The sequence below is a fragment of the Paenibacillus sp. NRS-1760 genome (genome assembly GCF_050467785.1).
GTDB lineage: Bacteria > Bacillota > Bacilli > Paenibacillales > Paenibacillaceae > Pristimantibacillus.
Window position 1 is genome coordinate 40,051 of record NZ_JBITPK010000005.1, and the last position, 21,772, is coordinate 61,822.

Sequence of the window (21,772 nt, forward strand, 5' to 3'; positions counted from 1 at the left end):
TCCCTCATGTCGCTCATAACTGCTCAACCTGCCTCTCAGCTTTCAAAATCAACGCTGACGGAAGCTTCACGAACTTGCATCATGTGTTCAATAACTTTTTTATGTACAGGATGCACTTGATACACTTCTAGCGCTTCCAAAGATTCGAACTTCGTAATAAGAGCGATATCGTAAGAACGCTCCGAATGCACAACATCCACGCCAACCTCAATCGACTTTAATACATCGATTTGCCCTTCCATATCCCTAAGCACTTGTGCGGTACGCGCTACGCTCTCTGCGCTGCCATCTTTTAATTTGAAAAATACGATATGAGTAAGCATTATTTAGTTCCTCCTCTAATATTGACGCATAACTTTTGTCTATTTGTCACATAATAACCTATGCAGTCGCATTACGGCAATCTTTAACACGAAGGGGCTCGGTGTACGTTATGCGCTATCCGGTTACAATTGTTGCAACAGTTATTGGACTAGCTATCTGCTTGTTCAACTCCACGGGTTACGACCCGCACAATCTTGTTTTCTTCATGTTTAGCATTCCCGCTTGGGTCGTTGATTTATTTGTTGACGTGCACGAGGTTAACGTCTTGCTCATGTATGTGCTTACTGTTGCTACATGGGCGCTGCTTGGCTTTCTCGCCGACGTGCTTATCGTACGCAGCCGTGACAAAGAGCATCATCCTCGTTCAGCACGATAGCTTTATTTTAGGCAAAAAGGAGCCTTTCGGCTCCTTTCTCATTTCTACAGCACATGAATCAATTACGCACTAGGCTGCTTCAACCACTAAAGTCGATTCCATCGTTGTATGTCCTTGACCGCATGGAATGGAACAATAGATTCTGTAAGTACCTGGCTCTTTAAATTCCAAATCTGTTTCCGGGTGATCGTTATCCAAAGCTACTTTAAGCTCGTCAATATGCATCCCGTGGATACCGCTTTTGTTGGAAAGTTTTAGTCTAACTTTGTCTCCAACTTTAACTTTGTACTCTTTTTGATCAAATACAAAATCGTTGGACGCTACAACCTTCAATAAAGTCATGCCCTCTGGCAACGAGGCAGACTCATCAACCGGCTTAGCTGGCAGTGCGAATGTGAGCAAATATAAGCCCAGCAAAGACGCCGCTGCGAATACAGTAAACATAATCCACTTATGCATTGCTATGTGCTCCCCTTTGCGATCATAATGTCTACCTCTTATATTACATAAGATCGTCCGAAGTTCTCAACCTTAAACTACGGAAAGCTGAAAAGTTTTTTTGTTATTTTGACAAAACCATGAACAATTACAAAATTAGCTGGACAAATACTGTTTTAACACCCGTTCAGACTCCGCTTTTACAAAGCCCCACAGCATAAAAAAACGATGATGGTACCCTCTGCACACATATTCGGCATGCAAACCATCGGCTTCGCGCTTCTCCTCATACACCTTTATTCCTGTTTCGCGGAATTTCCTTCTAATTCCAGCGAGGTCGAGCAGCACCCGATCCTGCATGCCGCGCATCATCGATTCATAGAACCGCGGCAGTTTAATGGCTGAAGTGCCGATCACACGTATATCATGATCCAAAATACGCATAACAATGCCAAGCAAAACGTACTGCTTCACCAGCACAAGCTCTTCCTCGGTCTGTATCGGTGGATTAGCTGCCATTCTGACTTTTCCGCGGGCTTCTTCCTCTTTAGCGGCCATTGCCACCCCTCCAAATAAGAACGTTTGTTCTTATTATAGCGAGGAGCGAGGATTTGATGCAAGTTAATTTACTATTACCCAAAAGTTAACTTTTAATCCTGCTTGGCACGATTGTTTGCGAGTCATGGATTCGTATCCGTTGCATGACATAGGCATAAATCAATTTTTACCAAACCCAATGTAATACAACATGCTTAAAAATGCGGCTCGCTCGCGCTAACAACTGCCTCTTCGCTTTACCCAAAAAAATGAATACCCTTGTAAGCACGACTGCGTGCTTACAAGGGTATTGCTGTCATTACTTTAAAGTACTTCATTATGTACGTCTTCATATTACCATAGTAAAATTACGAAATTCAAAGTCAGCTAACCTGCTTCGCCCAAACCAAACAACCCCTATAAATACAAAAGGAACCATCGCTGTAATTCGCGTGATTCCTTCGGTGTTTCTTATTCAGCTTCGCCTGCTTCTCCTGCAAAGTAGGTGTACGTTTGATCGTTGGATTGACGCCCAGCCAGCTGCCCCGCAGTGCATCCGGCGTCATGCGCCCTTGCTGCGCCAGCTTCTGCCTTGCTTTTCTCGCCTTGCTAATAGACATTAGTAATGCCTCCCAAAAAAAAGTATTATAAAGCAGCACCACCGAGCAAGCATAAACTTAGCTTCCTGCGGCTCGCTTCCTCCTATTATACGATGAAAACGTCCTTTGCGAAAGACGCTAACGTGCGTGCAATAATTCAAACTCCTTGCGCAGCATCGTAAATACAAGCAGCTCAATAAAATTCCCATCCTCAAACTCAAATTCCCTTGGCTGACTATCCTGTTTGAAACCGAGCTTACAGAGCAGGTTGATCGATGCAGTGTTTGACGGATCTACCTTTGCCTCGATGCAATGCAGCTTCATTCTGTTGAAGCCAAAAGCGATAATGGGAGCCGCTACCTCACTCATAATCCCTTTCCGCCAGTAGCTTGGAGATAGATCATAACCTAAATCCGTACGCGCATGCTCCTTCAAATAATGTAAAAACCCACAGGTGCCGATTACTTTACCCGAGCTCTTCTCTTCAATTATCCATCTGATGCCTATTTGTAGAGCATAAATCTCCAAATGCCAATTCATTTCCTGCCATGCCTCGTCTTCTGCGGAGAAAGGCAGCAGCGGTGTATATTTGACAACATCATCATTGGAATAGAGCTCAAACAATTCATGCACATCCCGCTGCTCTGTTTTTCGCAAAATAAAACGATCCGTCTCTATTCGCGGAAACGTCTGAAATGAGAATGACGCACCCATCTATTCAACCCCTTTTCCCATCATACAAACACGTAAAATACATAATCTTTCCCTTGCATCATAAGCTTGAAAAATGAGCCTTGCATGTGAACTTGCCATATAATCACGTTTGCGGGAGGAAAATAATGCATGTTAAATCCAAATGAGCACAGCCGCGAAGAAGCACGTTTCTTCACATCGACTGATCCGAGGATAGATACGCTTATCTATCCTTTGCCTGAAACCTGGTGGAGCCGTCCCTATGAGTATGAATGGTGCCGAACGCTCATTTCACCAAATGATATCGTACTGGATGCAGCCTGCGGCATTTCTCACCCATTAAAATTTTATTTGGGCGGCGTTTGCAAGGAAGTGCATGCTTGCGATTTCGATGCGCGCATTAGCTCGTGGGAGGCTATTTCTCAGGAAATTATTCAGGACATAGGACAGCCAGCTCTCCAGTTAATAACCAACCACCAGGGCTGGTCCAAGGTTCAATATGCTCAGGCAAGTATAACTGACCTGCCTTATGAGGATAATTATTTTGACATCATCTTCTGTATTTCTGTGCTTGAGCATCTAAGACATGTGGATCAGGACCTCAGCTTAAAAGAATTCGCAAGAACAGTGAAACCAGGAGGCCGGATCGCGCTAACCTTCGATTATCCGACAGTTGACTTGCAGCAGCTCAAACGCGCCGCCGAATCTGCAGGACTCACATATGGCGGCGAATTTGAGGCGACGCCCAGCTCTACTGCTATTAGCTCAACTATGTGGGGAACGTTATATTGCTTTAGAGTACTGTTAAACAAACCAGTATGATTTTCTATTTAGGATGAATGGCGTATAGAGCAGAGCAGCCTTAACCGAACAACTAATCCTCTCGTCCGCTTAATGGCTTATTGTCGTACACCGTTGTTCGGTTTCTGCCCGCTTCCTTCGAGCGATAAAGCGCTTGATCCGCCATTTCAATTATTTCCTTCGCATCCTTCACCTTCCCACTCGACATTGAAATGCCGATCGAAACGTAGATTGGACTGCCAGTCGGACTCGCGCCAGCAGCGATTCCTTCTCTAAGCCGCTCCGCAATATTGGTTGCAGTAGGAATGCTTCCTAGCTTAACCAGTATGCCAAACTCTTCACCGCCGTAGCGGAAGCTAAGATCGTGACTTCTGGAAAATGCTTTTATTTGCGCAGCTGTATAGATTAATACTTCATCTCCTATAAGATGCCCGTGCTGATCGTTAATTTTTTTGAAATGGTCAACATCCAGCAGTATAAGCGCAAACGGTATATCCTCGGCAATCCACTCCTGAATGGTCAAATCAAATGTTTTCCTATTCGCAAGTCCAGTAAGCCCATCCAATCGAATTTCCTTGTTCAGTAAATTAAAATGGTTATTTATACTTTGATTAAGCTGTCTCACTTCATAGATGTAAGAATTTGTTTTGGGCATTTTGGAACGTATCGCCTTTGTTGATATAATTGCTTCCTCTGAGAAAGCAGCTAGTTCAAATAGAGGCTTCGATATTAAATGGGAAACGTACCACGCAAGCAGCAGGATGACGATAAACAACGGGAGAAATTGCAGCAGTATACTCCATATCAATTCATTTAACGGCTTATCAATAATTGAAGCAGGCGTTTGTGCTACGATTGCCCAACCGGTTATCGACTCGTTTGCATAACCCGCAAAATAACGATTTTGCTTTGAATTAACGATCTCCTGCGATCCGCTATGTCCAGCTAATGCCTTATTAATAACCTCATTTGAAGCAATTTTTTCATTAATTCGCTGATGGTCCGGATGGAAGATAAGGCGGCCTTGCTTATCTGCTACGTAGACGTAAGAGCCGTTTCCGTAAAAATGTTCGTTGAGCAATTTGCTAAGCGCGTTGCTCTCGCTCAAATAAATGGTTCCAGCTACAAAACCTTCATATTCGCCTTGTTCATTAAATATGGGTGAAGAAATTAGCATAAGAAGCTGGTTCGTTGTTGTCCCCACATAAGGCTCTGAAATAAGCGGTCTTTTCTGTTCAACCGCTTGCTTCGCTGCGTAAGAGTTCAGCACTGCCCCTGCCTTGACTCCTCCGCTTGACAAACTAGATAACATCACTTTACGATTGGAATCCACAATGATAATCGCATTAAAATATTGCTCATTCGCATCGTACCAGCTATCCAATTCCTTTTGCGATATATTTTGTATGCCTGCTCTTGCCGCTATGGCATCAACATTGTTGCTAATAATATCCAATAATTCTTTCGTATTAGAGGACAGCTTTTGCGCATATTGATAATTGCTTTCCAAATAACCCGACGTTAGTGAAGTCTTGTTTGTCGTCCATGCAAAATAACCGCCGATGATGGCGGTTATGATAACAGAGCCGATTACGAACAGCCCCAAGACGAATCGAAGTTTTAAGCCTTTGCGTGTACCCACAGTTGTTCCTTCTCTCGTTGCCAAAGTACAGCCTTATTTTAGCGTATATGGGCGAGAAAAGAAATAGTCCTTACTTTCGTCTATACAGAAGCCGGTTGAATAATGGCCGTTAACAGGCCTGGAAAGCGAGCATCCAAATCCTCAGTGCGCAGCGTCAAAAAATGCTGGGTGCCTTGCTTTCTAACATTCACTACACCCGCTTCACGCAATGTACGGAAATGATGCGTCATTGTAGACTTTACGACAGGAAGATCAAAGTGACCGCAGGACTGCTCGCCATGCTTAACGATAGCGACAACAATGCTAAGCCGAATAGGATCACTTAATGCATATAAAACAGAAGTAAGCTCAATATCCTCACGATTGGGATGGAATAATATTTTCAAAGGCATTCGCACCTCTCTCATTAAGTACTTATTGCATTATACCATAGCTCATGCTATATTTTCATTGTACGATAATATTCGTACAATGAAAATAGATAAAGAGACAACTTTGGAGGTTCTATATGAGAAACAGTGCCGCTGTTATTGCCCCACCCTTATTCACCGAGGAGCGGCCCGCCTTTAGAGACGGTCTCGTTATCCCACTGCTAGGTTTAACCGTAATTATTGTGATCATGAATACGATGATGTTTAATCTGGCCTTGCCCCAAGTAACGGCTCAGTTTATGCTATCCCCATCGGCAGCTTCCTGGATCATAACGGGTTATTCCATTATATTTGCCATTTCATCGATTACCTACAGCAGACTCTCTGACTTTGTTCCGATTCGTCTGCTGCTCACGATTGGCTTAATCGCCATGGGCGGTGCATCTGTGCTTGGTTATTTTAGTCATCATTATGTACTGCTGCTTGTCGCGCGCCTTATTCAAGCTTGCGGAGCGGGCTCTGTCCTTAGTCTAACCATCGTGCTCATTACACGATTTATTCCACTTGCTCGCCGGGGCAAATCCATGGCACTCATTACTTCGGCTGCCTCGCTTGGCCTTGGTTTAGGCCCCGTCATCGGCGGTGCTATAACACAATATTTAGGCTGGAACGATCTGTTTATCGTTACTGGAATCTCACTTTTACTCATTCCTGTGTTTTATCGACTGCTGCCGGTTGAAGCATCGAACAAGGGGTCCTTCGATATCCTCGGTGCCGCGCTTGTCGGAATTGGTTCCACAGGTGTTCTGCTCTATATTACGAACCATTTCTTGATTGCTCTTATTGGCGGAATACTTGCACTAATCTTATTCTGGATACGGATTAATCGTGCAGTAAATCCTTTTGTTCAGCCTACTCTGTTCCGCAATAAAAGGTATATTCGTCTGATTACACTAGGTGTTGTATCTTACATTAACAATTTTTCCACACTTTTTCTGCTGCCTCAGGTGCTTATTCACCTGTTCAAGCTGACACCAGGTCAAGCAGGTCTCATTATTTTTCCGGGAGCCATTGTAGCTATGCTTTCCTCCAATCGCATTGGAAAAATCATTGATCAACACGGCAACAGCTTGCTGCTTCGGCTATCTCCTTGTTTTCTCTTGCTCGCTGCTGTTTCTTTCGCCTTGTTCGCGGATCAATCCATCTACGTTATCATGGCCATTTATATCGTGATGAGCGTTAGTTTCTCCGCGTTAAACTCTGGCGTTTCGAACGAGCTGTCAAGAATCTTACCAAGTGAGCATGTAGGTGCTGGAATGGGCTTATTCCAGCTGTCGCAATTCATTAGCGGCGCTTTCAGCGTAGCGATTAGCGGTATCGTTCTCGCGGCACAAAGCAATGTTCCGCTTGACCGTGCATTTTCAAATATATTTTGGGGAATGGGCGTCATTGCCGCCTTCGCCATTGCAGCATCGTGGCTGTACTATTTCTCTTCAAAGCAGCAGCTCGATGAGTCAAATCGACGTTAAGCTAAACGATATGCTTTAACGCCTCTTTCTTGCTAAGCGGCGAGAGCGGCGTTTCTTCTACAAACCGATGCACACAGGCTGCATCGGTTTTTGCATATTCTCTAAGCGCCCAGCCGATCGCTTTGCGAATGAAAAACTCGCTTTCGTCCTTCGTGCGGCGTATGTAGTCAAATAACCGATCTGTATCCGTATCATGCTTGTACCTAAGCTGAAACAACAAAGCAGTTCTGCGGAGCCACATCTGATCTGAATCGATCCAGCGCTCCGTATACTTCGCTGTTAATTCCGGATATTTCGAGAGCTGACTGCCGACTAAATGCGCTGCCAGAAAATCAACGGTATCCCACCAAGAATGGGTCGTTACCCACCGCTCCAGCCTGTCGATATGTGAAGGCTCAGCCTCTTTGCTGTATCTTTCCATCAAACCCATCGCTACATAATGGAACTCTCGCTCGTTCAGCTGCCATAGCTGCTCTGCTGTTTGCAGCAGCTCCTCGCCCTTCGGCTTTTCATTTTGCTTCCAAAATTCGCGCAGCAGCTGTGTTCGCTCCGGAGTCTTTAGGCCAAGAAATATAAATTGGCCGCGCATGTAAGCCTCCATAGGCTGAGCCGTCTCCGGATTGGCGTGCTCCCTGAACTTTGCTTCCAAAGCATGCGCAATTGCAGTCATCAAATACCAGCTCCTTTTCTTGAACGATAACACAAAGCAGCCCTAACCATCAATGATGGTCAGGGCTGCTTCATCGTAACTATTTTGCCAAATAATCTTATTAAGCCGCTTCGTTATGCAAATATCTAAAGAATGGCTTATCTACCCAAAATTGAGTAGGCGTAATGTTGACATTAGGATCAATGGCTTTAAATCCTGCAACGACCTTCGCAGAATCCTCATTAAGCGAGAACGGGTTAACTGTATAAGGGCTGTCTGGATCTGTAATAAAGTTGTTCGTAATAATTTCATAATCCTTTAGTGCAGTTTGTGAGTAGTAGAGCGGCTGCCACCATGATGCAACGATAAGTCCTGCTTGATCCTCTTCATCTTTCTTCGCATAAGCTAGAACAACGTCTTGGAAAGCTGCTTTATCTGCCGCAGTTGCAAATTCAAATTCAAGGTCATACTCTTTGGAATACGAAATATAGTTGCCATTTGAAATTTTAACTACGTTTGGACCAGGATTGCCCCATTCCGCTAGAAAAATAAATGCGGATGTTTTTGGCTCGAATTGCACTTTCGCATTTAGGCCTTCACTGCGAAGCAAACCAATAAGCTGAATCGCGTGATTAAAATCGGAATGACCGTAAATCAGAGACAAAGAATCGATGAAGTTAGCATTGAAACGGGAGTCCTTGATGTTGTAGCCTGTGATCAAGCTTTGCTCCAAAGCAGTATTTACCAGCTTTTGCAGCTTAGGCGCATCGATAATATCAGAAGTTTCGTAAGCGCTGCTTAGCTTTTGGAAAATATCGTTGTCGTTAACATAACCGATATACTTTTTGTAAAGACCTTTTGTAATAAGCACTTTACCAAGCAATGTGTGGATCAATTGATCGCTTGCTGCATTTTTTGGTTTGAAGCCTGTGTAAAATTCAGCTGGCAGCAAGCCTGTATCTACTGCTGCTGCAACTTCTTGCGCACCTTTTGTGCCAAGCGCGCTGCTTTTAACGTTCAGCTTCGTTAGTACTTTGTTTACTTTAACAGCCGGGTATGTATAAGCAAGCTCCTTCAAATCTGCTGCTCTTACCGCAATGGAAACCGCTACAGCGCTTGTAAGTACTTGATCGCCTTGAATGGCCGGGCCAGACAAAATGCCTTTCTCATACAAAGCCGCCGCTGCAGGATAAAGCTTGTTATCTGACTTTACATCGGAGAAAGTGACCTCTTTGCCTGATGGCTCGTAACCAAGAATATCAGCTACTGCTTCAATGAATTCACCCTTCGTCACTTTGCTGGAGAGGCTGACATTAAATTTTTCTTTCAAAAACTGCTTATACTGTGCTGCGCCATCTTCCTTTAGTGCCGCTGCTTCAGACGGAGCCGCAAAGGCTGCTGATTGTGTAAAGATAACAGAGAAAGATAAGAGGAGTGCTACTAGCAGTTTTGTGTATGATGCTTTTGTGTTTTTCATGAACATTGCCTCCATGTTTCTAATTCCGATGTTTTTAATCGGGTATGAGTAATGTTCCATAGTATACCAGCTAAAAAATGAAAGTGTCAATAAATATATTTTATTTATTAAGTTTTTCTTTGCTCGGATGTCATCGTTATTTTGTCATACAATATTTCATTCGTTTTTACCTTTAGCAGAGATAACCTTGCACCACTCAAGAACTGCCTTATCAACTTCGTCCATATGACCAATTTCTTCAATTTCACTGCTCAATCAGGCCGACCTAACAATACAAAAAGACTGCCCTTCGGCAGCCTTCATATAGAAATACATTTAATTCGCAGCATCCATTTGCTTATGTAAGATAAAAATTCACTATAAATCTTCAAAGCCTACCGCAATAAAAATACCTGCACTAACGACAGCAATATGAACAATAGAAAATAAAACATGTACGGAAACTACATTCAAATCTTTTCTTGTCAGCTGGGGGCTCGTTCTTAACTTATATATGGAAAAGCCAATTAGGCCCGTTATGAATAATGATTGAGCCAACCATCTTGAAACAGTTAAAAATGCTGGAGTGTTATTAACGATGGGGTTTAAAAACCAACGAAATGGATCAAATAACATTGCCGAAAGAATCATAGCCCATGCCAACAAATGAATCGGCAAAGCAGTTAAAATATGGTTTCGAATAGCTGCTCTCCTCCTATTTTGCGATCAGATACCATTGAGACGTGACAATTTAGAACAATGTTGCTTTGTTAACGGACATCAGGTACTCTATTTGCCACATTTCCACCCTTTTTTGCGAACTAACGGACATAGAGGACCTTATTCAGCTTCAAAAGTTATATTTATGCTCCTTTTCACAGCCATAACGTATCCTATGTCCGTTACTGACACCTCTAAAATCGCGAACAACTCCTAATAAAAAAACTCACCCCATTGATTCTAAAAAAACCGCAAAAGGCTGCCTAGTTGGCGAACTTTTTACGGCTTTAAGTGATCGTGCCTCGCTGAATAAAATTTCTATATTCCTATTTTTTCTCCATAGATTCAAACTGTTTAATTAAACTTTCGATATCAATTCCGTTTATAGTTAAACCAGAAATATCGCAGTTGTCCAATTTAGCATTCTTCAAATTGCAATCCGTAAATACGCTTTGATGTAAATTACAATTAGTTAATTGCACAGGTGTTCTGTTGAATTCAACATCAGGCTGACTTGGATTGCCGAATCCAATGTTGCGAAAATGGGCTCCGCCCCACTGTGCACCGTCAATGACAAACTCACTCAAATTAGCATCTGAGATATGCAATCCCGTTAAATTCACATCATTCATATTCATACCGCTAAGGTTACAACAGTTAAGCGTGACCTGCTCCGCACAAACATTTTTGAAGCTGGAAGCTGTAACATCTGAATTAACGATTGTCAGGATCTCTTTTTGATTTTCTAATTTCATATTTTCCCCTCCAAATTAACGTTTGAATTCTATTCTAGTTTAAATCAGCTGCTGATATCTGTCCAAAATAATATTCACAATTTCATGTATTGAAATAAATGACATATAGTAGATTTTATTACTGCACGGCGGATTCTTCAATCGAAAAAAGTATCCCTCGTTCCTCATTAGCTTGCAAACTAGCCTCAACACCATTTGGAAGTACAATCATGGGGTCCGTGTGACCAAAATCCGCATCACATATGATCGGAAAATCGTATCCTCTCGTTGCATTCTGCAGCAGCTCTTGCAATGAATCATCTTCATTAAATCCTACAATCGATTGGAATCTTCCAATAATGAGACCGGAAATTTGATCAAAGATACCCATCTGGCGAAATTGTGTAACATATCTATCAATTGTACTTGGCTGCTCACTCTCGTCTTCTTCCAGACACAAAATTTTGCCCTCGAAGCTTGGTAAATAGGGCGTACCTGCCAGCAGCAGAAGTGTACCCATATTCGCAGCTAGAATTGGTCCTCTCGCATGCCCCGGCTTTAAAATCTTCATGCCCGTATTAGGTATCGTCGCTCTAGGGCGTGAATCGTCAATGTCCCAGCTTAAATGTTCCTCTGTCCAATGATCGCTGGAGTCAATCATTCCTATTGGTGTATCTTTCATTAATGTTCTCACAAAGGAATGGTATGTAAAATCAATAAGTCCACCAAATTCTCCAAATTGCGGCATAATAGCAGGTCCCATAAATGTAATTAGATTTGTTTTCGCATGTATGCCTGCTAAAAGTGCAGTGATATCACTATACCCCATTATAATTTTTGGATGGCTGCTAATGAGCGAATAATCTAATTCTTCAAGCAGTTGATGTGAATTGTATCCCCCGATTGTAGCGATAATTGCTTTTACATCAGGGTCACGAATCATATGATGAAAATCTTCCAAACGATTATTTAGGCTGCCAGCCGTGTGACCTGTTCTCTTCCTGCTATGCTGTCCTGTAATTACTTTAAATCCCATATTTTCTAAAGCAGCTATTCCACGATTCAATCTGTTAGGGCAATAAAAAGCAACAGGCGAGGATGGTGAAACAATTCCAATGGTATCTCCGGGTTTTAGTTTATCGGGTTTCAAATGTAAGGATGTCAAGGAATAACCCTCCTAATCATTCTTTTTAAATAAATATATACAAATATTTGTAAGTTCTCAATCACTCTTACAATAAAAAAAAGCTGCCATTACGGCAGCCAATCACTCGAACTCAATACTCACATACAATAGGATTGTAGATTCCTCATCCTTTTTCGAGTTTTCACTCCACTGAGATTAAATAGACTTCATCCGATTATTCCTTGGATTATGCTCTACTTCTGCAAGCCCCAGCTTCTCCATCAATGGTGGAAGATACATTCCGAATCTGCCGCGCAACCCTTTTTTCAATCCATACCAGCCGCCAATCGGGTTTTCAGACGAGCGTCCCCATGCTTCAATAGTGCCCTCTTTAGCAGGCTTCTGCTCATCGGCGCTGCCAAGCTCAATCCAGTCACCATGTTGTTTGAGCATCGCGCTTAAGTCATCAATGCAGCGGAAATCATAATGCAAGACCGTCTTCCCAACTGTGCATACTAAAATTTCTTTACCATCTTTTTCATCCTTATAAATTTCATATTCAGATGTCTGAGGGGGTGTTTTTAATTTCCATGGGTTTTCTTTTGTACCTTCTGCCAACGCCATATGTATTCGCTCCTTTTGTAATCCACTCTTATTATGTACTTTATCTTTCAGATATCCTTCAGATGCTACTACATTCGATAAAAAAATTACTTTTCCTTTATGACGCAGTAGCACAGCAGCCGCTCGATGAGTTCAGTTTTACTTCTAACGGACATAGAGTCCGTTATTTGGCAGAAATCGCAGCCTTTTATAACGATTAGAGCCAAATAACGGCCTTCATGTCCGCAACTACGGCCAATAAGAGAGAAATAAAGCAAATAAGGCATCTGATGTCCGTTATTATCATAAACAACTTCCGCTTACGAAAGAATCTCCCACTTCGCCCATATTTCTTGCGGATTCAATTCGTATATATCATTTTCTCTAAACATCAACTGATGCATAATGAACTCTCTGCGAATGGTTGCGAAGTCGTCATGATAACCTTTGATAAATTCGTTAATTTCCTTCTCTGTATACTGTTTCCCTCTCGTCAAATGAGAAACCATATGCTGAAGCACGATCAATTTTTTCTTATGCTGAGCCGGCATATGCTTCAGCTTACCCTCAGCTGTAAAAAAGTTGCGGATGACTGAATCCTTCAGTTTCTTATTGCTATCCTCCATGTTGTCCACTCCCTTCTCTGTACCTGCATTCCGATAAATGAGCTCCGCCGCCGCATTAGCGTTGCTCTTAATAAAATAATGGTTCAACGAAAAATAAATCGTGTTTTTCTCTCTGCGTTCATTAATTAAGCTGGCCTCTCTTAATTTGGTCGCATGATGCGTAATCGTAGCAGGAGTCACGCCTAATTTCTCTGCGAGCACCTGTCCATTAAGCTCACCTTCAGCCAGCATAATCAACAATTTAATTCTCGTCGAATCGGATAATGCCTTATGATAGGCTACCACCTTATCTAATTGCACCGTTCGCCACCTCTTCCTCCACCAAACAAATTTAACTAATGTCTAATTAGATATTTATCTAATAAGATAATAATACGCCACCTATTATTTGTCAAACACAATAATCTTGAAAATACAAACAGTAAGCTTGGCGCATAAAAAAAACTGACAGGTCTCTGCCTGCCAGCATGAAATAAACTCCCCTTACTCAACTACCATGCATCGTTAATTTTCCGAATACAGGTTGTCGTCATCCGCAATGCTCTGAATATCCTCCGAGCTTATGCTGAAATAACCATAGCCCTCTGCCTGCTGTTTCTTTAACGCTTTTTCTTTAAAAAACTTGGGGCTGCCCTCGCCTGCATCCTCATCATAAACGAGCAGAATACCGTCCGTTTTCCGAAACAGCAGCTCGTCCCTAGCCGTAAACTGCCAAATGCCATTATACGGCTGGTTGCTGACCGAAGCGTAATAATCGACCCCTTTTAAAACCTGCTGATAAAACTCCTTTTTATCATCCTTCCATTTCTCTTCCGGATTGCTGTATGCCGAAATAATTGAAAGTCTCAAATGAGGATAAATTTCCTTCAGCGCAATCACGACCTCGCACGCCCACAAATCCACGCCATATTGACCCGGGGTAATCACCCACTCAAGCCCATCTTCTATAAGCGGAACCAGCTTGCCTGTCAGCGCTTTTTTTATATAAACAATGCCCTCATGCTTCTGGCTAAAAATATTAAGTTCATGCGCTCGGTAGCCCGTTACGAGTAAATTTTTCATTTGTCCAACGCCTTTTCGGATAATTATGGTTTACATCTATCCAGTGTATGCTATAGTAGAAAAAATACAAATTGCATATAAACCTATTTATTTCACTAGGGGAGCCTACCGGCTGAGATGGAGCAACTGCTCCGGACCCTTGGAACCTGATCTGGATCATTCCAGCGGAGGGAAGTGGAGCAGCAAAGCATTCATCCATGCGCGCAAGCCTTGTGTGATCGTTAGACCCGCTCATTTCCCCTCGGAAATGGGTGGGTCTTTATTTGTTTACGGAGGGATGCGTATTACAGCTATAATCTCACTTCACCAAGTAAGCTACACCTACGACAAGCTTGCTGAAACATCTATACTGTCTAATCTTTCGCTTCAAGCCTACTCAGGTGAGTTTGTCTCTATCATCGGTGCTAGCGGCTCAGGCAAAAGCACTCTCTTTAAGCTCATGGCCGGATTGCTTCAGCCTAGCCTAGGTGAAATTAGGCTGCATGGCAAGCCTGCCCCCAATCGTCTCGGCAAAATTGCTTATATGCCGCAAAAGGATCTTCTTCTGCCATGGAGAACAATACTCGGCAATTGTCTGCTTCCACTTGAGCTGGCACGCAGCAATCCCCATTATACCACGATCCAAATCATAGAGCTGCTTGCTCGCTTCGGACTGGCAGGCTATGAACAAGCTTACCCTGACGAGTTGTCAGGCGGCATGCGACAGCGGGCAGCTTTTCTGCGCACGCTAGTAACCGGACAAGAGCTGCTGCTGCTGGACGAACCGTTTGGCGCGCTTGATGCCATGACCAAACGCGGCATGCATAAGTGGCTGCTCGAGCTGTGGAGCGATCTTGGAATAACAGTACTCTTTATCACACATGATCTTGAGGAAGCGATATTGCTGAGCGACCGCATTTATTTGTTGCCAGGTGCTGCTAGCGAAGCGCAAGGGATACAGGAAATAGTCGTTCCTTTGCCGAGACCAAGACACTATGAGCAAAATTATGAACCCGACTTCATCAAGCTGCGGCAAGATTTGGAGCGAAGACTGCATGCGCAAACCTCTAATTAACCAGTGGCTGAGCCATTACGGACTATTTATACTGCTGCTCTTTAGCTTACTGCTCGTTTGGCAAGCGGTCGCACAGCTCGGATTGGTTCCACCCTACATACTGCCGTCACCTAGCTCAATAGCTCAGGCATTAATCGAAGATGGCCATCTGCTGCTTGGCAAACATCTGCTGGCTACGCTTAAAGAAGTGTCCCTCGGTTTTCTATTGTCGATTATTATTGGGACTACGCTCGCAGCAGGCATGTACACTTTCCGAATACTGGAGAAGGCGCTGTACCCGTTTGTCGTCATCAGTCAGACCATCCCGCTTATCGCTCTGTCGCCAATTTTCATTATGTGGTTTGGCTATACGATTTGGAGCAAGGTCGCTGTTGTTTTTTTGACTGCTTTTTTCCCTATCGTTGTGAGCACCTATGACGGTCTTAAGAAAAGCGGTAGCGAATATGAAGAGCTGCTGCTGACAATGGGAGCAACTCGCTGGGGTATTTTCCGAAAAATACAAGTCCCCATCGCCCTACCGTCCTTCTTCTCAGGACTTAAGTTATCGATCGTTTATTGCGTTGTCGGCGCCACCATCGGTGAATGGCTTGGAGGCAGTGAAGGCCTAGGCTACTATAGCCGCCGAATGTCCAGCAATTTGAACGCTGATTCCATGTTTGCATCCGTTTTTCTGCTATCCCTCATTGGCATCTTATTATTTGCTGCCATTGTCCTATTGGAGAAATCAATACTAAAGAGAAAGAGGTTCAATACATGATCATCAAAGCAAAAATGAAATGGATAATTCCAATGCTTGCTTCTCTGCTGCTCGTGCTTAATGGGTGCAGCAGCAACGCTGCCCCAACTGAAAACAAGCCCGAGGACACTTCGACAAAACAAAATCCTCAGACTATTAGCATAATGCTCGACTGGTATCCAAATGCGGTGCATTCCTTCCTCTATGCGGCTCAAACAAACGGTTATTTTGCGAAGCATGGTTTAGAGGTTAACATTCAAATGCCCGCGGATACAAATGATGCGTTGAAGCTAGTGGCTGCCGGCAAGGTTGATTTGGCGCTCAGCTACCAGCCACAGGTACTGATGGCTCGCGGCGAGGATATACCTGTTAAATCCATTGCTGCAATCGTCAGGCATCCGCTTAATCATCTAATGGTACCAGAAGGCGGAAACGCCAAATCACCAAAGGACCTTGTTGGTAAAAAGGTAGGCTTCTCCTCCATCCCTCTGTATGAAGCAATGATGCGCACCATGATTAAGCATGACGGCGGTGACCCGCAAAATGTGGAAATGATTGACGTTGGTTTTTCCTTTATTCCAGCTATAGCAACCAAGAAGGTAGATGCGATCATCGGCGGATTTATTAATCATGAGCAATTGCTGCTTGCCAAGGAAGGGCATCCCATGACGGCGATAAACCCAACTGATTTTGGCGTGCCGGATTATTACGAGCTTGTGCTTGTAGCAAGTGAGCAAGGACTAGCTGATAAGCAGGCGTTGTTCAAAAGCTTCATCGCAGCCATTACGGAGGGTCAACAATTTGTAGCTGAAAATAAACAAAAATCGTTGTCGATTTTATTTGAGCATGAGAACCAGACCTCCCCTCTCGATCAAGAAATCGAGACAAAAAGCTTGGACATTCTTCTGCCTCTCATGGATGCAGGGAAGCAATCATTTGGATATCAGGAGCCTGCTTCTTGGTCTAATGTTAGGGATTGGCTCGTCGATAACGACTTGCTGCCAGACAATATAAAAGCTGAGGATGCTTTTTCAAACTTGTAAATTAATTCTACTCTTTCGAAGGAGATGCACGGATGAGAAGATATCAAGCACTTACGATTGCAGGCTCGGACTCCGGCGGCGGCGCAGGTATTCAAGCTGATCTAAAAACATTTCAAGAGCTCGGCACCTATGGCATGTCGGTTATTACCGCAGTGACTGCGCAGAATACGCTTGGCGTTCAGGGCATCTACCCGCTGGAAGCTGAGGCTATTAGCTGCCAGCTCGATTCGATCGGCGAGGATCTGGAGCCATCCGCAGTTAAGACAGGCATGCTGTTCAGCGCAGAAATTATAAAGATCGTTGCAATGAAAGTAAAACAATATAACTGGCATAAGCTCATCATTGATCCTGTCATGGTAGCGAAAGGCGGTTCTCCTCTGCTTCAGCAAGAAGCTATTCAGACACTGATCAAGCATTTGCTGCCGCTCGCGCTTATAACGACTCCTAACATTCCAGAAGCTGAGCTTATCGCAAGAATCCCGATCCGGACGTTAAGCGATCGAGAGGAAGCTGCCCGAATACTGCATCAGATGGGCTCAAGCTATGTTGTCATTAAGGGCGGACATGGTTCAAGCAGCGAACCGCTCGTTGATCTCATCTATGATGGAGAACAATTTGTATATTTGGAAAGCAAACGTATCGACACTAAGCATACTCACGGCACAGGCTGCACTTTCTCCGCTGCGATTGCAGCAGAAATTGCTCAAGGCAAACCTGTACTTGAAGCTATAAGAACTGCCAAAGCCTTCATTCAAGCCGCTATTGAAGATAAGCTGGGGATTGGGAGCGGACATGGCCCAACCAATCATTTTGCTTATAGGGATAGACAGCGCTTGAGCTGATTGCATTCTATTAGAAACAGCAAACGCCGTTTCCATATAGGTCGCGGCGTTTGCTAATTAGTCATGCTTTCATGCAAGCTTAGGCTTGTGTTAAAACAGCTTTCATGCCTTTTCATCCTGCTTCGGCTGCAACAAGAAGGGCTCAATCATATTATCTATACTAATATATTCAGCTTGTGACGCGCTTGGAGCTGCTAGCGCTCGAACGGGAGATACTCCAAAGTTCGTTAACGCCGATGCTATGGTGCAAAGCAGTACAGACATACATATCGCATTTTTAATCATCGTTTGTCCACCTATTCTCTAGTAACTCTAAACTAAGTATAGACTTTAATAGAATAATTGAAATGGACTTCAGGCATGAAATTCACCTAGACCTTAGTCGGGCAATTCAGAAAAATCTATCATAAATGTATCTCTTTCACTAATTTGAGCTGCAATTCTAAATTAACGATTATCCACTTTCTCTGGGTACAAATCATGATTCATGAGGCGGTGCTCGGCCATTTGCTCATATTTTGTGCCAGGCTGGCCATAATTGCAATACGGATCGATGGATATGCCGCCACGCGGTGTGAATTTACCCCAAACTTCTATATATCTTGGACTCATCAGCGCAATTAAATCATTCATGATAATGTTCATGCAATCCTCGTGGAAATCACCGTGATTGCGGAAGCTGAACAAATACAGCTTAAGCGACTTGCTCTCTACCATTTTGTCACCTGGAATATATGATATATAAATGGTTGCAAAATCCGGCTGTCCCGTCATCGGGCAAAGACTCGTAAATTCCGGACAATTAAATTTCACGAAATAATCGCGATTCGGATGCTTATTATCAAAGGCCTCCAAAATTTCCGGTGCATAGTTAAACAAATATTGTGTTCCTTGATTGCCTAGCAGCGTCACACCGCTCAGCTCCTCTTTGCTTCTTCCTTCCATGCTCGTTTCCGCCTCTCATAGCTGTTTTGAATTAAACGCCTTTCTTATTGCCCCATACCCAGGTATGAAGCTGCGGCAGAACGTGCACCCGCTTTAAATCCTGATTCGGCATAACCTTCTCGATTAGCCATTCATAACGCTCCAATAAATAAGGAAGCATGAGCTGCGGCTCCGTTTCCTGCAAGTTTCCATTGCCTGCCTGCAAATAAAATGGAACCATTGGATACCTGAGGTGAACGTATGTCGCGTACTCTAGATCATCCTCGTCGAAAACGACTGTTTTTAAGCAAAAGCTAGTTGATTTCCGATTCAGTTTGGACACGATTTCATCGAGCTTCGACCAGTCTGTCTTCATGCCAGAGCTCGGCGGCTTAGGCGACAAAGTGAGCTCATCAATCGACCAAAACCAGTCCTGCCAACGACTCCCTTGTGTCTCCAGTGCAACGCTGATGTTTTGTTTATGGAGCTCATCAACAAATTCACCCAGCTGCGGGAGCAGTGCGGGATTGCCGCCGGAAATCGTCACATGCTCAAACGTATTTCCACCTATTTCTTTTAATTTCTCTATTATTTCAAATGCTGTCAGCATGCGAATATCTTCTTTGCCGCTGCCGTCCCAAGTAAATGCCGAATCGCACCAAGAGCAGCTGTAATCGCAGCCAGCAGTACGAACGAACATCGTTTTCCGGCCAATAACCATACCTTCTCCTTGGACCGTTGGGCCGAATATTTCCATTACAGGAATTCGTTTATTGGATGGCATCGTTAGACCGCCTCCCGCTTCGGACGATAAATACAATAGCTCGTCGGCGTTTCACGCAAAAAGACTTGAACGCATTGCGGACGATTTACAGTACCATCCAAATGGCGCTGAACGATGTCGCTAATCGTTCGTGCTACCACTTCAGTCGTAGGAAAACGATCGGGCAACACATTGCTAAAGTGTTCGTTGTCGTCATTAAGCAAAGAATGGTCAAAACGATCATGAATCAACCTTTTAATTATGGCGAAGTTGACAAGAAAACCTGCCTCGTCAAGCTCATCGCCTGCAACTGTTACATTCGCATAATACGTATGGCCATGAAGCTGCTGGCATTTTCCAGCCTCTTCACTCGGTACGAAGTGAGCTGCTGCAAAGTGAAAATCCTTATTAAGCTCATAACTATAGCTATGCTGTGCGGCCGGATAAATCTGCTGCATCATCGCTTCACCCTAAATGCGCTGGACTAAATATTCGTCCAACCCATTCCTTCGAAGCTGGCAAGCAGGACAATCTCCGCAACCATCCGCAATAATCCCGTTATAGCAGGTCAATGTGCGTTCACGGACAAAATCGAAGGCGCCCAGCTCATCCGCAAGCTTCCATGTCTCGGCTTTGTTCAGCCACATAAGCGGTGTATCGATCACAAACGGATAGTCCATCGACAAGTTCAGCGTCACATTCAACGACTTTACGAATATATCCCGGCAGTCCGGATATCCGCTAAAGTCCGTTTCGCATACTCCTGTTACGATATGTTTCGCACCAAGCTGCTTTGCAAGCACTGCTGCGAACGTAAGAAATAAGAGATTGCGGCCATCAACAAAAGTTGTAGGCAGCTCTCCTTCTTTTTGCTCAATCGCGATTTCGTCTCTTGTGAGTGCATTAGGTGCCAATTGATTAAGAAGGGACATATCAAGAATATGATGCTTAATCTGAAGTTCCTTGGCAATATCCGCCGCGCAATCCAGCTCAAGCTTATGCCGCTGCCCATAGTTGAACGTAACGGCCTCTATCTCCGCGAATCGTTCCATTGCCCAAAATAAACAGGTCGTGCTATCCTGACCGCCGCTAAACACAACGATCGCTTTTTCTGATTTCATGCTGCATCTCCCTCTCTGATGTGAGAAGACCTGAGATCGCTTGAATTCCTTCGTATGTACATAAAAAACCAAAGAAACGGCGCGAAGCGTTAAAAAACCCGCTTCGCGCCGAACGCGAAAACGACGATGTCACCTAATGGGACAATCGTTTCGCATAGTTTTTTATAGAGGGAGTTCGCGAACCTCTCCCGAGAGCTATCATTGTCCGTAGACAACAGCTTCGGAGTTTCTTCTTCAGTTGTTCATTCACAAGTACTATAGCATAGCTTCTTGCTTAAAGAAACAGACAGTATTTCACTGTAAATATTAGGAACTTAGAGGGCTGAAATATAAAAAAACATCTATCCAGCAATCTCTTTCAGCTTCATCAAAGTCTTAAGGACATGATCAATTAGCTCCGGAATATCCTCCATTTGCTCTTCGCCTATTTTGCGACTAAAGCCAAGCTCGATTACATTCGAATAGGTAGGCAGCTCCGTGCCAAAAAGGTAGCTTATCGTTTGTGTCGGTTCTATATCCGGCTCCCAAATACGCTGCATGACTTGCTTAATTTGGCTGCACTGCGTAGCGACATCCGTCACTTCCATGAAGAAACGAATTCGAAGCGAGCATGCAGGGGTCTCGCCCGTCAGCTCCAATATTTCCGCCGCCAAATCCTTCAGCGAAGCAGTCAGCTGAATTTCCGCAGACACCCCAGCATATTCAGCAAGCTTAAACTCCAGCATAAATTCTCGCGACATAACCGCCAGCTCTAGACGATCTACCCGGTTGATAATATCAATTTTCCGGTCGAGCGTATCCAAATCATAGAGCTGATTCTCAAAGACTACTTTCAAATTTTCATAAACAGTTGGATCAAACATCGATTTCCCTCACTTATACTACAATATCGTCTTTGCTATTGTAGTCGATAAGAGAAACAGAATCGAGCCTTCGATCCGCTTTTTTGACACTTTAATCTATACCGAAGTCCATATTTGTAATATTATTGCAATAAAGAAAA

General features: G+C 43.7%; 27 protein-coding genes and 2 riboswitches. Of the genes, 7 read left to right on the top strand and 20 right to left on the bottom strand.

The features are described from left to right. Positions 1-35: 35 nt before the first annotated feature. Positions 36-323, bottom strand: a complete 288-nt coding sequence (locus ACIFSR_RS00795) for a Dabb family protein (protein ID WP_339203604.1) — start codon at positions 321-323, stop codon at positions 36-38. Between the two features lie 110 nt (positions 324-433). Here ACIFSR_RS00795 and ACIFSR_RS00800 point away from each other — a divergent pair, with 110 nt between their 5' ends. Then, complete coding sequence (locus ACIFSR_RS00800) at positions 434-700, top strand: hypothetical protein (protein WP_339203605.1); 267 nt, start codon at positions 434-436, stop codon at positions 698-700. A 69-nt stretch (positions 701-769) separates the two neighbouring features. On the opposite strand, the gene ACIFSR_RS00805 is transcribed toward ACIFSR_RS00800, so the two are convergent. The 4 genes from ACIFSR_RS00805 to ACIFSR_RS00820 all read right to left on the bottom strand — a co-directional run bounded on the left by ACIFSR_RS00805 (position 770) and on the right by ACIFSR_RS00820 (position 2,988). Further along, positions 770-1,159: a cytochrome c oxidase subunit II gene (locus ACIFSR_RS00805; RefSeq protein ID WP_054024112.1), complete on the bottom strand. Its 390-nt coding sequence runs from the start codon at positions 1,157-1,159 to the stop codon at positions 770-772. A gap of 135 nt (positions 1,160-1,294) precedes the next feature. Next, positions 1,295-1,696, bottom strand: coding sequence for a hypothetical protein (locus ACIFSR_RS00810; protein ID WP_083681694.1), 402 nt, complete (start codon positions 1,694-1,696; stop codon positions 1,295-1,297). 362 nt (positions 1,697-2,058) lie between these two features. Continuing rightward, a complete protein-coding gene (locus ACIFSR_RS00815) occupies positions 2,059-2,295 on the bottom strand; it encodes a hypothetical protein (protein ID WP_430054131.1) in 237 nt (78 codons plus the stop codon). 117 nt (positions 2,296-2,412) lie between these two features. Then, positions 2,413-2,988: a GNAT family N-acetyltransferase gene (locus ACIFSR_RS00820; RefSeq protein WP_339203607.1), complete on the bottom strand. Its 576-nt coding sequence runs from the start codon at positions 2,986-2,988 to the stop codon at positions 2,413-2,415. 129 nt (positions 2,989-3,117) lie between these two features. On the opposite strand from ACIFSR_RS00820, the gene ACIFSR_RS00825 reads away from it, so the two are divergent. Continuing rightward, a complete protein-coding gene (locus ACIFSR_RS00825) occupies positions 3,118-3,789 on the top strand; it encodes a class I SAM-dependent methyltransferase (RefSeq protein ID WP_430054134.1) in 672 nt (223 codons plus the stop codon). A 52-nt stretch (positions 3,790-3,841) separates the two neighbouring features. On the opposite strand, the gene ACIFSR_RS00830 is transcribed toward ACIFSR_RS00825, so the two are convergent. Both ACIFSR_RS00830 and ACIFSR_RS00835 read right to left on the bottom strand, forming a co-directional pair. After that, complete coding sequence (locus ACIFSR_RS00830; protein WP_430054136.1) at positions 3,842-5,410, bottom strand: sensor domain-containing diguanylate cyclase; 1,569 nt, start codon at positions 5,408-5,410, stop codon at positions 3,842-3,844. Positions 5,411-5,490: 80 nt separating this feature from the next. After that, positions 5,491-5,796, bottom strand: coding sequence for an ArsR/SmtB family transcription factor (locus ACIFSR_RS00835; RefSeq protein WP_339209689.1), 306 nt, complete (start codon positions 5,794-5,796; stop codon positions 5,491-5,493). Positions 5,797-5,918: 122 nt separating this feature from the next. Between ACIFSR_RS00835 and ACIFSR_RS00840 the strand changes: the two genes are divergently transcribed. Continuing rightward, positions 5,919-7,310: an MFS transporter gene (locus tag ACIFSR_RS00840; protein ID WP_430054140.1), complete on the top strand. Its 1,392-nt coding sequence runs from the start codon at positions 5,919-5,921 to the stop codon at positions 7,308-7,310. 1 nt (position 7,311) lies between these two features. On the opposite strand, the gene ACIFSR_RS00845 is transcribed toward ACIFSR_RS00840, so the two are convergent. The 7 genes from ACIFSR_RS00845 to ACIFSR_RS00875 form a co-directional block, all read right to left on the bottom strand. Then, positions 7,312-7,980, bottom strand: coding sequence for a DNA alkylation repair protein (locus ACIFSR_RS00845; protein WP_430054142.1), 669 nt, complete (start codon positions 7,978-7,980; stop codon positions 7,312-7,314). A gap of 100 nt (positions 7,981-8,080) precedes the next feature. Continuing rightward, positions 8,081-9,436: a hypothetical protein gene (locus ACIFSR_RS00850; RefSeq protein WP_339203613.1), complete on the bottom strand. Its 1,356-nt coding sequence runs from the start codon at positions 9,434-9,436 to the stop codon at positions 8,081-8,083. 1,025 nt (positions 9,437-10,461) lie between these two features. Then, positions 10,462-10,890, bottom strand: a complete 429-nt coding sequence (locus ACIFSR_RS00855; RefSeq protein WP_430054145.1) for a pentapeptide repeat-containing protein — start codon at positions 10,888-10,890, stop codon at positions 10,462-10,464. Between the two features lie 118 nt (positions 10,891-11,008). Beyond that, complete coding sequence (locus ACIFSR_RS00860) at positions 11,009-12,034, bottom strand: S66 family peptidase (protein WP_339203618.1); 1,026 nt, start codon at positions 12,032-12,034, stop codon at positions 11,009-11,011. Positions 12,035-12,211: 177 nt separating this feature from the next. Continuing rightward, complete coding sequence (locus ACIFSR_RS00865) at positions 12,212-12,619, bottom strand: DUF6855 family protein (RefSeq protein ID WP_430054147.1); 408 nt, start codon at positions 12,617-12,619, stop codon at positions 12,212-12,214. Positions 12,620-12,918: 299 nt separating this feature from the next. Then, the gene (locus ACIFSR_RS00870; RefSeq protein WP_430054150.1) at positions 12,919-13,524 is read right to left on the bottom strand and encodes a metalloregulator ArsR/SmtB family transcription factor; all 606 of its coding nucleotides are present in this window, start codon (positions 13,522-13,524) and stop codon (positions 12,919-12,921) included. Between the two features lie 204 nt (positions 13,525-13,728). Beyond that, positions 13,729-14,286 (bottom strand): DUF1273 domain-containing protein, encoded by a 558-nt coding sequence (locus ACIFSR_RS00875; protein ID WP_076266769.1) that lies wholly within the window; start codon positions 14,284-14,286, stop codon positions 13,729-13,731. Positions 14,287-14,373: 87 nt separating this feature from the next. Further along, a riboswitch (TPP riboswitch) is annotated at positions 14,374-14,476 on the top strand. Positions 14,477-14,563: 87 nt separating this feature from the next. Between ACIFSR_RS00875 and ACIFSR_RS00880 the strand changes: the two genes are divergently transcribed. Genes ACIFSR_RS00880 through thiD form a run of 4 tightly spaced genes read left to right on the top strand, consistent with a single transcriptional unit; the run spans position 14,564 to position 17,961 of the window. Continuing rightward, positions 14,564-15,340 carry an ABC transporter ATP-binding protein gene (locus tag ACIFSR_RS00880; RefSeq protein ID WP_339203622.1) on the top strand — a complete coding sequence of 259 codons (777 nt, stop codon included), beginning with the start codon at positions 14,564-14,566 and terminating at the stop codon, positions 15,338-15,340. Then, complete coding sequence (locus ACIFSR_RS00885; RefSeq protein ID WP_339203623.1) at positions 15,321-16,097, top strand: ABC transporter permease; 777 nt, start codon at positions 15,321-15,323, stop codon at positions 16,095-16,097. The genes ACIFSR_RS00880 and ACIFSR_RS00885 overlap by 20 nt, the downstream gene beginning before the upstream one ends. Continuing rightward, a complete protein-coding gene (locus ACIFSR_RS00890) occupies positions 16,094-17,119 on the top strand; it encodes an ABC transporter substrate-binding protein (RefSeq protein WP_430054153.1) in 1,026 nt (341 codons plus the stop codon). Before ACIFSR_RS00885 ends, ACIFSR_RS00890 begins: the two co-directional genes overlap by 4 nt. A gap of 32 nt (positions 17,120-17,151) precedes the next feature. Beyond that, on the top strand, positions 17,152-17,961 hold the full coding sequence (thiD, locus tag ACIFSR_RS00895; protein ID WP_430054156.1) for a bifunctional hydroxymethylpyrimidine kinase/phosphomethylpyrimidine kinase: 810 nt from the start codon (positions 17,152-17,154) through the stop codon (positions 17,959-17,961). Between the two features lie 102 nt (positions 17,962-18,063). Here the strand turns inward: thiD and ACIFSR_RS00900 are convergent, their stop codons facing one another. From ACIFSR_RS00900 to ACIFSR_RS00925, 6 genes are all read right to left on the bottom strand, one after another. Next, positions 18,064-18,246 (bottom strand): hypothetical protein, encoded by a 183-nt coding sequence (locus ACIFSR_RS00900; protein WP_076266766.1) that lies wholly within the window; start codon positions 18,244-18,246, stop codon positions 18,064-18,066. A gap of 162 nt (positions 18,247-18,408) precedes the next feature. Continuing rightward, a complete protein-coding gene (gene queF, locus ACIFSR_RS00905) occupies positions 18,409-18,906 on the bottom strand; it encodes a preQ(1) synthase (RefSeq protein WP_339203627.1) in 498 nt (165 codons plus the stop codon). A gap of 31 nt (positions 18,907-18,937) precedes the next feature. After that, a complete protein-coding gene (gene queE, locus ACIFSR_RS00910) occupies positions 18,938-19,669 on the bottom strand; it encodes a 7-carboxy-7-deazaguanine synthase QueE (protein WP_430054157.1) in 732 nt (243 codons plus the stop codon). A gap of 2 nt (positions 19,670-19,671) precedes the next feature. Continuing rightward, on the bottom strand, positions 19,672-20,109 hold the full coding sequence (gene queD / locus ACIFSR_RS00915) for a 6-carboxytetrahydropterin synthase QueD (RefSeq protein WP_076266764.1): 438 nt from the start codon (positions 20,107-20,109) through the stop codon (positions 19,672-19,674). A 9-nt stretch (positions 20,110-20,118) separates the two neighbouring features. Further along, positions 20,119-20,769 carry a 7-cyano-7-deazaguanine synthase QueC gene (gene queC, locus ACIFSR_RS00920; RefSeq protein WP_430054160.1) on the bottom strand — a complete coding sequence of 217 codons (651 nt, stop codon included), beginning with the start codon at positions 20,767-20,769 and terminating at the stop codon, positions 20,119-20,121. A gap of 148 nt (positions 20,770-20,917) precedes the next feature. Then, a riboswitch (PreQ1 riboswitch) is annotated at positions 20,918-20,961 on the bottom strand. 149 nt (positions 20,962-21,110) lie between these two features. Further along, on the bottom strand, positions 21,111-21,632 hold the full coding sequence (locus ACIFSR_RS00925) for a hypothetical protein (RefSeq protein ID WP_339203632.1): 522 nt from the start codon (positions 21,630-21,632) through the stop codon (positions 21,111-21,113). Positions 21,633-21,772 lie beyond the last annotated feature (140 nt).